Source organism: Streptomyces sp. NPDC060049 (genome assembly GCF_042736715.1).
GTDB lineage: Bacteria > Actinomycetota > Actinomycetes > Streptomycetales > Streptomycetaceae > Streptomyces.
This window is the reverse complement of record NZ_JBHWVV010000023.1, coordinates 57,712-70,053: the sequence shown is the minus strand read 5'-3', so window position 1 is coordinate 70,053 and position 12,342 is coordinate 57,712. Positions and strand designations below refer to the sequence as shown.

General features: G+C 69.7%; 8 protein-coding genes. 4 read left to right on the top strand and 4 right to left on the bottom strand.

Features of this window, described 5'->3' with window-relative positions; translation table 11 throughout:
* Positions 1–35: 35 nt before the first annotated feature.
* Positions 36–1,427 (bottom strand): sporulation protein, encoded by a 1,392-nt coding sequence (locus ACFWBY_RS32285; RefSeq protein ID WP_385334185.1) that lies wholly within the window; start codon positions 1,425–1,427, stop codon positions 36–38.
* Between the two features lie 331 nt (positions 1,428–1,758).
* Here ACFWBY_RS32285 and ACFWBY_RS32280 point away from each other — a divergent pair, with 331 nt between their 5' ends.
* The 4 genes from ACFWBY_RS32280 (at position 1,759) to ACFWBY_RS32265 (ending at position 6,492) form a co-directional block, all read left to right on the top strand.
* On the top strand, positions 1,759–3,525 hold the full coding sequence (locus ACFWBY_RS32280; RefSeq protein WP_385334183.1) for an asparagine synthetase B family protein: 1,767 nt from the start codon (positions 1,759–1,761) through the stop codon (positions 3,523–3,525).
* A 28-nt stretch (positions 3,526–3,553) separates the two neighbouring features.
* Entirely contained in the window at positions 3,554–3,988 is a 435-nt protein-coding gene (locus tag ACFWBY_RS32275; RefSeq protein ID WP_385334181.1) for an NUDIX domain-containing protein, read from the top strand.
* 72 nt (positions 3,989–4,060) lie between these two features.
* Positions 4,061–5,380 (top strand): UDP-glucose dehydrogenase family protein, encoded by a 1,320-nt coding sequence (locus ACFWBY_RS32270; protein ID WP_385334179.1) that lies wholly within the window; start codon positions 4,061–4,063, stop codon positions 5,378–5,380.
* 968 nt (positions 5,381–6,348) lie between these two features.
* A complete protein-coding gene (locus ACFWBY_RS32265) occupies positions 6,349–6,492 on the top strand; it encodes a hypothetical protein (protein ID WP_385334177.1) in 144 nt (47 codons plus the stop codon).
* A 64-nt stretch (positions 6,493–6,556) separates the two neighbouring features.
* On the opposite strand, the gene ACFWBY_RS32260 is transcribed toward ACFWBY_RS32265, so the two are convergent.
* The 3 genes from ACFWBY_RS32260 to ACFWBY_RS32250 all read right to left on the bottom strand — a co-directional run bounded on the left by ACFWBY_RS32260 (position 6,557) and on the right by ACFWBY_RS32250 (position 12,342).
* Positions 6,557–6,928: a hypothetical protein gene (locus tag ACFWBY_RS32260; protein WP_385334175.1), complete on the bottom strand. Its 372-nt coding sequence runs from the start codon at positions 6,926–6,928 to the stop codon at positions 6,557–6,559.
* Positions 6,929–7,412: 484 nt separating this feature from the next.
* A complete protein-coding gene (locus ACFWBY_RS32255) occupies positions 7,413–8,813 on the bottom strand; it encodes a discoidin domain-containing protein (protein WP_385334173.1) in 1,401 nt (466 codons plus the stop codon).
* A gap of 70 nt (positions 8,814–8,883) precedes the next feature.
* Positions 8,884–12,342: a hypothetical protein gene (locus ACFWBY_RS32250; RefSeq protein WP_385334171.1), complete on the bottom strand. Its 3,459-nt coding sequence runs from the start codon at positions 12,340–12,342 to the stop codon at positions 8,884–8,886.

Genomic DNA, 12,342 nt, shown 5'->3' with positions numbered 1-12,342 from the left:
CACTTCCCCCCTCCTCGAGGAGGGGGAAGGTCGTCTCAGGCGGCGATGCCGAGTTCGGTGTGGGTGCGGTGGATGAACTCGCGGACGGCCGGCTCGCGCCGCCAGGGGGCGAGGGCGGTGTTGAACTCGCGGACGTAGTCCTTGGCCCGGCTCGACTGAACACGGGCGAGGATGTCGACGGACCGGTTGCCCAGTTCGAGGCCGTGGTCGAGATCGCGAGCCTGGAGGTGGGCGGTCCCCACGATCGCGAGCCGCATCCCGACCGAGCGGGTGAACACCCCGGACGGCATGGCGGCGGCCCGCTGGTTCCAGGCCAGCGACGCCTTGGGGTTCTTCAGGTCGCGGAAGACCTCGGCGGCGTCCGCGGACAGCCTCGCGTGGTGATAGAAGTCGATCCAGGCCGGCTCGTCGCCGCTGGTCTGGTCGGCCTGGCTGATGAGGTCCTCGGACGCGGCCAGGGCCCGTGAAGCGGCCCTGGCGTCGTTCTCGCGGGCGTGGGCCCGGGCCTCGATGAGCTTGGTGAACGCCAGGACACGCGGGGCAGTCTGGCCCTTCGCCCGCTCGAAGGCGCCCTGGGCCATATCGACGGCCTCGGAGGGAAAGCCCCTCAGCAGCGACTGCATCGCCATCGTGGTCAGGACATAGCAGCCGAGCTGGACGTCCCCGCCCGCGCGGGCCAGGCGGAGGGCCTGGATGAAGTGCCGCTGGGCGACGTCGTGCTGGCCGACATCGAAGGCGGTCCACCCGGCCAGCCGTGACAGCTCCGAGGTGACGGAGAACAGGTCCCGGCCGACGTCGTCGGTGAAGGAGCCCCGCAGGAGCGGGGCGGCCCGTTCCTGGAGGCAGACGGTGACGGAGTTGGCCTTCCAGTTCCCGCCGCCGTATTTGGAGTCCCAGCGGCGGGCGTCGTCGGCCGCATCGCGGAGTTCTTCCAGGTCGGCCCGGCCGACCTGCTTGCCGCCGGCGAGGTCGGCGGCCTCGTCGGCGGGGGTGACCAGCCAGCGGGTCACGGGGGTGGTGAACGCGGACACGGCGAAGCCGGATCCGGTCAGGAAGTCGCGGCGGTTCACGAAACTCCAGAACGATGTGGCCACTCGGACCGCATCAGCACGGTCCCGGGGGAAATCCAACCCCACATCGGCGTCCGGTGTCTCCGCATCGCCCATACCGATTTCAGACAGAGACACGGGCCGCCCGAGCCGTTCGGCGAGGGCTTGGGCGAGGAACGTGGGCACCGGCCACTTGGGGATCATGCCCCGCTGGCACCAGTTCGCGAGCGAGGTATGCGAGTAGTCCGTTTCCATCCCCGCGTGCTTGGCGAGCTGGTTGACCCGCAGGGCCAGGGACTTGTGGCTCGCGCCGCAGGTCTCGATGAGCCGGGCCAGGTCCGCGTTCGGCGGACGCTTCCGACGGCTGGTCGACGCCACCCGATTCCCCTTTTCCACCAGGTCAGCAACAGGGCTGCTGACGAGGAAACGCCATGGGGCCGGGCTGCGTCGACTGGACATTTTCAGTCGTACGCATTCCGGCTGGGCACGGGAGACCGGTCCGGCTTCCCGCGTCTTGAGGCACTGAGGGTATTGCCCTGCGGACCCAGGGTGAACCTGCTTCGCGAGTTGTGAGCCCCCCTGCGAGCCCTCCCCGCGGCACGGGCCGAACGGTGTGATGAGGGCACAGGCCGCCGCCGGGACGCCAGGAAGGGGCTCCCGGCGGAGGCCGCCGCCAGGCACCACGACTTCACGCTCGGGGGTGAACCAGATGTGCGGAATTGCAGGACTGGCCGGAGGCGACGCCGTCCGGCACGAGAAGACGGTGGCCGCGATGGGTGCCTCGCAGCACTACCGCGGCCCGGAGGGCACCATGCACGCCGCCAGCAGCGACCGCCGGGCGGTGCTGGCCATGAACACGCTGCTGATCGTCGACCCGCAGGCCATGCCCGGCCCATACCTCGACAGGGCCACCGGGCTGCTGCTGGCCTTCAACGGGGAGATCTACAACTGGCGGCAGCAGGCCGCCGCCTGGGGCATCGAGGTCCGCGAGCGGGAGTCGGACGCCCACTTCCTGCTGCGGGCCTGGGCCAAGATCGGCCCGTCCTGCCTGGACGGCCTGGATGGCATGTTCGCCCTGGCCGTCTATGACCCCAGGGGCGCGAAGCTGTTCCTGGCCCGCGACCGGCTCGGCGAGAAGCCGCTCTACTGGCGCCTGGACGGCGGCCGGCTCGCGTTCGCCTCCGAGGTGACCACGCTGACCGGCTACGGGCCGGCCCCGCTGGTCTTACGGCCGGAGGTCACCGCGATCGAGACCCCGACCGGCGTCGACACCCCGTTCCAGGGCATCCAGCTGCTGGCCCCGGCCACGCTGCTGTCCTTCGACGTCACCACCGGCTCGATCGATCAGATGACCTGGTGGCACCTGGAGGACCGGGCCCCGTTCACCGGCACCTACGAAGAAGCTCTGGCCAGGTTCTCCACGATCCTGGCCGAGCAGATCCCGCTCAGGGCCCCGGCCTGCGACTTCGCCCTCCTCCTCTCCGGCGGCCTGGACTCGGCGGTCCTCGCCTACCTGATGCGGCCCCCGGTCTGCATCACCGTCCGCTACCCGGGCCAGGACCGCCTCGACGAGTCCTCCACGGCCGCGGTCATCGCGCGGGACATCAAGGCCGAGCTGGTCGTGGTCGAGCCCGACCACGTCGACTTCACGACTGCGCTGCCGCACATGATGCGGGCCCTGGACTACCCCATGGGCAACGCCTCCACCTTCTCGGAGCACATGGCCTACCGGAAGATCTCCGACCTCGGCCTGCGGGTCGCGATCGGCGGTCTCGGACCGGACGAGTTCCTGATGGGCTACGTCCGCCAGGCCCTGGTCCTCTTCGGCCCCGACGGCGTCCTGAACTCCGGCCTGGAGGCATACCGGCCGCTGGCCGCCAAGCTCATGCACGCCGCCGGCGAACCCCTCGACCCGGCAGAAGCGGTCACCCGACTGATCCTGCGGGGCCCGGACCCCGACGGCCGTCTCCGTGATCTCGTCGCGGACGCAATGGCCCGCGCGGGCGGGGACCTGGCCCGCAGCCTGACGCTGGCGGACCTGGCGACGGCCTGGAGGCCGCTGGTGATGACCAGCGACAAGCTCGCCTCCGCCTACGCACTCGAACGCCGATCCCCCTATCTCGCCCGCGACCTGGTCGAGTTCTCCTACCGGCTGCCCGTCGACTACAAGATCACCAACCCGGCCCAGGGCAAGCGGATCCTGCGGGACGCCGCCAAGGCCCTCGGCCTGCCGAAGGAGGTCTGGGACAGCCGGGACAAGCTCGGCTTCGCCTCCCCGGTCCCCTCCTGGCTCAACGGCAACCTCGCCACCTGGGCCGACACCCAGATCCGCATGGCCCTCACCCATGCCCCACCCGCGTTCCGCCCTCTCCTCGAAGGGGGGTTGAAGCCCGGCGGACGCTTCGACCGGACCCGCATGCAGGCCCTCATGGCAGCCGCCTGGTTTTCGGACCAGACGGTGAGGGCAGCCGCATGATCCCCAACTCGGTCACTACGGTGAGGGGATGCACTCGAAGACCACCACCGAGGAGCCGGCCGCCGCCCGCGGAGCCGTTGCGATCATCACCAACCGCCGCGGCGAACTCCTCCTCCACCTCCGCGACGACATCCCCGCCATCGCCTGGCCCGGCCACTGGAGCCTGCTGGGAGGCGGCTGCGACCCCGGCGAGGCTCCGGCCGCCGCGATCGTCCGCGAACTCGACGAAGAAGCCGGCCTCACCGCCGAATCGCTGACCGAGCTGTTCGAGACCCGCGACGAGCACGGCTCCGGGCAGATCATCACCTTCTTCGCCGCCACCTGGGACGGCGACGAGACCCGCCTCCCGCTCTCCGAGGGCGTCAAGCTCCAGTTCTTCGCCTCCGAGCACATCGACATGCTCACGATCCCCCCGTTCATCCGGGACGGGATCCACCGCCATCTGGCCGCCAGGCCCTCCTGATCACCCCGCCCTTCCGGGCGGGGCAAGGGTGGGGCCGCCCGCGGCGGCCCCACCCGAAGGGACACCCCGCTCATGAAGATGACCGTCATCGGATGCGGCTACCTCGGCGCCACCCACGCGGCCTGCATGGCCGAGCTCGGCCACGACGTCCTGGGCATGGACAGCGACATCGACAAGGTCGCCATCCTGAACTCCGGCCGGGCCCCGTTCTTCGAACGCGACCTCGATGACCTCCTCGCCAAACACACCGCGACCGGCCGGCTCCGCTTCACCGCCTCCTACGGCGAGGCCGCCGAGTTCGCCGACCTGCACTTCATCGGGGTCGGCACCCCGCAGCAGCCCGGCACCGACGCCTACGACCTCACCCACCTCTTCGACGCCGTCACCAAGCTGGCACCCGGCCTGACAACCCCAGCCGTCATCGCGGTCAAGTCCACCGTCCCGGTCGGCACCGCACCCCGCGTCGCCGAACTCCTCCGGGACATGGCTCCGGCCGGGGACCTCATCGAAGTGGCCTGGAACCCGGAGTTCCTCCGCGAGTCCTTCGCGGTCGATGACACCCTCCGCCCGGACCGGCTCGTCCTCGGCTTCAACTCCGACCACTCCTGGGCCGAGGCCCTGCTGCGGCAGGCGTTCGCCAAGATCATCGAGTCGGGGACGCCGACCCTCGTCACCGACTGGGCCACCGCCGAGCTCGCCAAGGGCGCCGCGAACTCCTTCCTCGCCACCAAGATCTCCTTCATCAACGCGATGGCCGAGGTCTGCGAGAAGTCCGGCGCCAACGTCGCCGAACTCGCGAACATCCTCGGCCATGACCACCGCATCGGCCGCCACGGCATGCGGCCCGGCCTCGGCTTCGGCGGCGGCTGCCTACCCAAGGACCTCGGCGGCTTCATCACCCGCGCGGACGAACTCGACGCCGGCGAGGCCGTCGGCATCCTCCGCGAAGCCGCCATGGTCAACGCCCGTCGCCGCCAGCGCGTCATCGACCTCGCCCGCGAGGAACTCGGGCCCGACCTGCGCGGCAAGCGGATCACCGTCTGGGGCGCCGCGTTCAAGCCCGAGACCGACGACATCCGCGACTCGCCCGCCCTCGCCGTCGCCCAGGCCCTCCACGACCTCGGCGCCACCGTCACCGTCACCGACCCCAAGGCCCTGGACAACGCCCGCAAGCTCCACCCCGAACTCGACTACGTCGAAGACCCCATCGCCGCCGTCGATGACGCGGACCTGCTGCTGAACCTCACCGAGTGGCACCAGTTCTCCAACATCGACCCCAAGAGGCTCGCCACCCGAACCAACAGCCCCAAGGTCATCGACGCCCGCGGCACCCTCAACACCGTCCAGTGGCGTGAAGCCGGCTGGATGACCCGAGCCCTCGGACGCCCCTGAGCCGCGGTTTCGTCACCCGGCCGCGTGACGCCTCCGCAATCGGCGCACGCGGCCGGGGGCCACGCCCGAGCCGTCAACAGCGTCCTGGCGATCACGGAAACGATGGCACACTGATCGGCTCAACTTACCTATCGCGCTCGGGAGATCACCTGATGAACGCCACCGCAGCCGCCGATGCCCAGGGAGCTGAAGCAGCCCAGGAACGTACCGGCGGCTGCCTGTGCGGCCGCATCCGCTTCACCACCGAAGGTCCCGCAACGTTCCCTCACACATGTGCATGCAGGGATTGCCAAAAGCTGGGCGGCACCCCAGTGATGTGGTGGGTGGGCTTCGCGACGGTCTCCTGGACCGGCGAGGGTGGCGAGCCGACCTGGTACGAGACCTTCCCCGGTGAGGCGAAGCGCGGCTTCTGCCCCAACTGCGTTATGCAAGCAGAATGTGTGTCCATGCGTCTCGTGTTTCAAGCCGGACACGTGACCGGCATCGTGTACAGGAAGATCACTGCTACACGGGTCAAGCGCCTCGAAGCTCTGCGCCAGGAGTGTGGTCTTCCGCAACCCCGCCCGGGAACTCCCGGTCGGCGACATCAAGGGCGTCCCACAGTCCATTCCCTCCGACCTCCTGATAGGGCTGCTCGACCAGGCGACGACACCGCTCGGCCGCCTCGTCGTGCTTCGCGCCGCCATTCACCCGCTGCCCGGCAAGGAGGTCCGGACCCTGCACACCACGGGTCCGGACCTCTCCCGGGCACCCTCGAAGTTGTTGCGGTCTGCTGCGGCACACCCTCTACCTGGAGGAGCTCACCCACCAACTCGCCGCCGACTGGACGACCCACCGCCACCAGCGCTGGCCGGCCTCGTCCAACCCTCACCTGCTGGTCAGCCAGAAACCCGCGGTCGACCCCGACCACCCGGCCGTCCGCATCGGCACCCTGAGCGGCCCTTCCCCGCGGGCTGACACTGAGCGGCATGAGACAAGATCGCATCCTCAAGGCAGCAGCCGAAAGCGCCAACCCGCTCAGGCTGATGCGCCTGTTCGGAATCACCGAGCAGACCGCCATGCGCTACGTCACCGCAGCCCATCCCGATCGAACCTCTAAGCTGCCCCGGTGAGGTGCTCGCCACGCCTGCTCCTTGCCTCTCGTAAACATCTCATTGCCGACCCGTCTCATCGCCCTCAAACGAAAGCACCACCTCGCCGTCGATCGATGCGGAGGAAGTTGTCGGACAGCTGGATGGTGAATCCGGTGTCCGGGCCGATCGGTGCGTTGCTGCCGGCGGGCGCGCAGACGAACTCCTTGGCCGACGCGTCCAGACGCACGGTCCAGCCGGTGAGGCTGATCCGGGGACTGATCTTGTTGAGGTCGGTGGCCAGGTCGGGTGCCATCGTCCCGGCCGGGACCTTCACCCTGATCCACTCGACATCCGCCGGGGTGCCGCTCTGCCGGGCGACCGAAATCACGATCTCCCCGATCTCCTCGAGCGCCTGCGGATTCTCCGGCGACGCCTTCAGCGGGCTCGGGGTGGTGGAGACGGTGTACGACAGCAACGGGTCATTGGAAAGTCGGCCCGTAGCAGACCTCGTGGACACGAGGAGGTGGCTGAACGCCTGGCTCGCAGCGTTGGGCGACGGTCAGGTCCGACTCTCGGGCTCATGCGCAGATCATCATCACCCTCGTGCAGTCCCGGGGGCCGCCGTCACCGGTACGGTCGAGGGCTACCCGGGCGCAGTCTCGTCGATCGCCCGAGGACTAGCCCCTCGCTCCGGTCAGCCCCCTGTGACTCCATCGAGGGTGATCCGCCAGCGGAAGGGCGACCCGCGCATGGCTTACGACACGGTGTCGTTCCGGCTGGTCGCCGGGGCCGGGAGGGCAGACGCGTGGTGCGGACGACTTTCGGCACATTGCCGGGCGTCTTCTGTGGTCGCCCTCCGGCGGCCCCGCGACGCACCTCACGGCGAGGCTCTGCTTCCAGCAGTGGCGCTTTCTGCACTGGTGCGCTGTCGCGGGGGCGGGGAGGCAGAGGTTGGCAGCTCAGGAGCCCGCGGTGAAGGCGAAGCTTGGCGTGACAATGAAATGCCTGATTTGGAACACCACAAGCTGGTTTGTGGTGACGAGGAGACGTACGTACCTGGCTGCGCGCCCGTTCGGGATCGTGAGGTCGAACCCGCCCCTGGTGTAGTCGCCGAGTGGGGTCCAAGTGCTTTTGTCGAGTGATGTCTCGACCCGTCCTACGAGGCCCGCGTCGTGAGAGGGCACGATCTGTACCCGGGTGACGGTCTTGGTGTCTTTCAGCTCGATCATCGCCCAGTCTCCGGTCCGTGGGAGCAGCCGTGATTGGTAGAAGGTGTCGTCCTGGCCGTCCAGCATCTTGTCCGGTGTGGCACTGGTGTTGCTTTCCGGGAAGGCGCTGGCGGCCGGGAGGCCGACGGTCAGGGTGTTGCGGGCTGTCATCGTCGTGGCGGTGAGTCCGCCCGAGATGGTGGCGCTTCCTTGGACGGTCAGGCCACCGCTGTCGACCGAGATGCCGCCAGACGTCTGGCGTAGCCTGCTGCCCACTTCGATGTCACCGCCGTTGCCGACGATTTTGGGGGCGGCAAGTTGCTTGCCCGTCGCGATGGTGACGTTGCCCTTCGCGATGACGTTGCCGTTGACGGTGAGGTTGCCGATGTCGAGGTCGGGTTTGATGACGGTGACCTGGGTGGAGAGGATGCGGATGACGGGGTTGGTGGGGTCTCCGGTGGTGGCGCGGAGGTAGAAGGTCGTGTCGGTTTTGATGCCTTCGAGGTCGAGGCTGGTGCGGTTGGTGACGTCGCGGTTGACGTCACCGTAGAGGAGTTCGTAGGTGGCGTTGGCGGAGCGTTCCCAGGTGAGCTTGATGTCGCCGCCGTTGTTGATGATGGAGGGTTCGCACAGGAGGTTGCGCAGGTAGAAGTCGGCGGGGAACTTGCCGAGGTTGAAGACGCTGGGCCGGTTCTGGAAGGCGGAGCTTCCGGTGCGGGAGCGTTCGGTGACGGTGATCGGGGCGGTTCCCACCTTGCGGCTGATGGGGATGTCGGACAGCTGGATGGTGAATCCGGTGTCCGGGCCGATCGGTGCGTTGCTGCCGGCGGGCGCGCAGACGAACTCCTTGGCCGACGCGTCCAGACGCACGGTCCAGCCGGTGAGGCTGATCCGGGGACTGATCTTGTTGAGGTCGGTGGCCAGGTCGGGTGCCATCGTCCCGGCCGGGACCTTCACCCTGATCCACTCGACATCCGCCGGGGTGCCGCTCTGCCGGGCGACCGAAATCACGATCTCCCCGATCTCCTCGGGCGCCTGCGGATTCTCCGGCGACGCCTTCAGCGGGCTCGGGGTGGTGGAGACGGTGTACGACAGCAACGGGTCATTGGCCGCGGAGGTGTCGGCATCCTGAGTCTGGATCACTACGGTCACAAAGCGCTCCTTGGAGTCTCGCGGACGCGCCGCCCCGGAAAGGGACGGCGCGTGGCGTCGGGAGTGGCGGTCAGCGGGCGGCGCGGGTATGGGCGGCGGCGTCGTCGAGGGTGAGGAAGCCGGAGCGGATCTCGGGTTCTGCCAGGGGCAGGTCGTACTGGTCCTGGGTGAGGATCGGCAGCTTCTCCCACTCACCGCCGCGGTTCTCCGACCAGGTCCAGGTGCCGAGGACGCCGGCCGGGGCCGGCATGAGGACGGTCTCCTCGCTCTCGCCCTGGGGGCCGCGCAGGGCGGTGGTGGCGGCCAGGAGCGGTCCGGTGCGGAAGTTCACGCTCATGCGGGTGATCGCCTGGTCGGTGAACTCCTGCGGGACGAACACCTTCTTGGTGGCCAGGATGTCGGTGGTGGCGTGCACGGCCGCTCGTGGGTCGAGCAGCACGGTGGCGACCGCGGTGCTGTTCTCACCGAAGTCCAGCTCGAGCCTGGGCTTGTCGCCGATGGGCCGCAGGTACTCCCCGGCACCGGGGGCCGGGTCGATGACCGTCTCGAAGTGCTCGTAGTCGTTGTCGAGGACGTAGCCGACCAGGCCGTCGTCGCTCTGCTGCGCCTCGCCGAGACGGATCGCCCACGGGTAGCCGGGCAGCTGGGAGGGGGTGGGTTCGAAGAGGTTGTGCCAGCTGACGTCGGTGCGCAGGGGGCCGCGGAGGTTCATGGTGAGGCGGGTGCGGACCAGCGCGAGGGGGCGGCCGAGGAGGAAGCCGAGGCCGGGGTCGGCCGGGCCGTCCGGGTCGATGGTCTCAAGGGTACGGTCGAGCGTGGCGCGGAAGGCGTCGAAAGTCGCGGGGCCGCGGGTCTTCACGGTGTTCAGCAGCCGGTAGGGGTGGGGGGCCAGTGCCTCCAGCTGTTCGAAGCGGGTCACTTCGGAGCCGGGCAGGGCGGACCAGGAGACTTCCCGCCGGCCGGCGGTGTTCAAAGTGACGCGTAGTTCACCGAGCGCCGCCCCCTCGGGCGCGTAGACGACGAGGGACTGGTCGAGGCGGTTGTGCAGCAGCCAGGCGCAGACGGGATTGGTACCCGGTGTCAGGTCAGTGTCCTCGTCGGTGGTGGCGGCGAGGAAGTCGAAGCGCAGGCGGGCCGGCTGGAGTAGGCGCGGTCCCAGTTCGACCAGCCGCTCGGGGGTGTCGTCGCTGACGGGGTGGGCCGGGCGCATGGTGTCCGGCATCTCGGGGTGGAAGCTGCTGGGGTCGGCCGCGATGAGGTTGACGGAGCGCCCGAAGCGGTCGACGACCGCGACGTCGAGGAAGGCGAGCTGGCCGGCGCGCAGGTCCTGGAAGGTGGAGACGGGGTCGGGGTCCCAGTCGCTGGCCTTGAGGGGCCCGGGGTCCGGCGGGGGGTAGTCGCCGTTGCCGATCAGGCCGCCGAAGTCGCCGGATGGCTGGAGGCCGGCCAGGGGCTGGCGTTGGGCGATGGCGGCGCCGAACCCGTCGAGGGTCTGGGAGAGGTAGTTCGCCTCGCGGGCCTGGGAACGGACACGCAGCACGGCGTCGGCGGGCAGCTGAGCGCGTACGCGGGCGTAGGTCTGCAGCGTGCCGTCGATGATGTGGCCGGCGGTGGGGGCGAGCATCTGGCGGCCGGCGACGACGAGCGGCGTGCCGGGCTCTCCGGTGCCTTTCCACTGGTAGCGGGAGCCCTCGATGAAGTCCCAGTGCGCCGTGTCACCGTCACGGAAGGGCAGGGGGAAGTACTCGGCCTTCCACAGCAGGAACAGCGGCTGCCAGGGCATCTCCCACGGCTTGGTGCCGTACTCGGGCAGAGTTCCGGTGACGTCCCGGATCGCGCCGCTGCGCAGGGCGCGGTCCAGGATGAGGAACTCGCTGAGCAGCGCGGGGAAGCAGGCCGGCTGCTGGCCGGTGAGGTCGATCTGGGCCGCGGTGGCTGCGACGTCGGCGGTGGTGGTGCCGGAAGCCCCGGTGACCAGGCGTTCGGGGGTGCGGCAGGGCAGGGCGGTGTCGCGGGTGAGGGGGGCGTGGAGGTTGGCGCCTTCCAGGGTGAGGACCGGGTCGGCGCTGTACTCGAAGTCCTCGGCCGGGATGCGGATCAGTCGGCGGGCGGCCCGGGCGCCGTAGGCCGGGTACAGGGCGTCGATGCGCGTGGCCAGTTCCGCTTCACTCTTGCCCCACGGCAGTTCTGCGCGCTGTTCGGCCACCTCGCGGGCGAGGGCGACGACACGGCCGGCCGCGCCGTCCGCGTTGCCGGCATCGAGTTCGTCGTCGATACGGGCATTGAACTCGTCCGACCGGCGTTCCAGGCGGCTGAGCCACCACAGGTGGTAGAGGCGCTCGCGGGCGGCGTCGAGTTCGGCTTCGGTGGCGTCATGCGCGGCTTGGCGGCGGTTGAGGTCGGCGACGGTGTCGGCCTCCGCGGCGCGGGTCGCGCGGGAGATGGTGCGGCCGGTCTCCTCGCCGCGTTCGCCGATGAACCATCGGTAGCCGCCGGCGACCGGACCGAAGGCGCTGTCGTGGGCGCGGCGGTCGGTGAGGATGTCGGCCTCGGGTCGGTCGCTCTCCTCCAGGGCATCGATGCCTCCCAGGAGGAAGGCCCGGAACAGGTCGGCCTCATCCGCGGACAGCGCTCCTTGGCCGTCGGCCCGGGCGCCGAGCTCGCCGACGGCTTCGGCGATGCTGTTGGACACGATCGGGGTGACGTCGGCCGGCTCAGGGCAGGGCGAGTCGGGGACGGGGCCGGTCAGGTCCCAGTCCAGGCCCAGGACGGTGCCGGAGTAGACGGAGGAGCGGATGCCGCTGCCGGAGCCCACCGGCGGCCGCCACCGCAGGCGCTCCAGCAGCGCGGCCAGGTCGTCGGTACCGGCGAGGATGTCGCTGTCCGGCTGGGCGTACCAGCCGGCGACGAAGTAGCTCAGCCGCTCCCGCGCGGGCAGTTCCCCCTCAGGGGCGTCCAGGAGGGTGTCGTGGAGGGAGAAGACGTTGCTGTTGTAGGGCTGGAAGACCGAGAAGGTCAGCAGTCCGGGGCCGATCGCGGTGAGGAACGGCTCGCGCCGGCCGGACGGCTCGCGCCAGGGACCGGTGAGTTCGTGGCACCTGCCGATCAGGGTCGCGGCCGGTTCCTCACTGTCGGGATCCTGGAAGGAGACACTGCCGTTCATCGGGTCGAGGTAGTCGCTCTCGACGACCCACGCCTTGAGCTTGCGGTTGCTGTCAGCATGGCGGACGACGAGCCACCGGTTGGGCACCAGGGGAAAGTCCCCGACCCCCTCTTCCTCGTCGTGGCGGCCACGGGTGAGGGCGGCGGGCAGCTCCCACTGAAGATAGACGCCGAGGCGGTCCTCGCGGCCGGTCCACTCCTCGGGGCCGGAGAACGGGGCGGGCTCGGCCGGGACGCCCTGGCCGACGTCTTTGAAGTTGGCGATCCAGCGATGGAACACGTGCGGGGTACCGGTGTCGCGGGTGGCCCGGTTCACGGCGAGGGCCGCCACTTCGACCGGCACGATGAGGGTGGTGTCCACGGACAT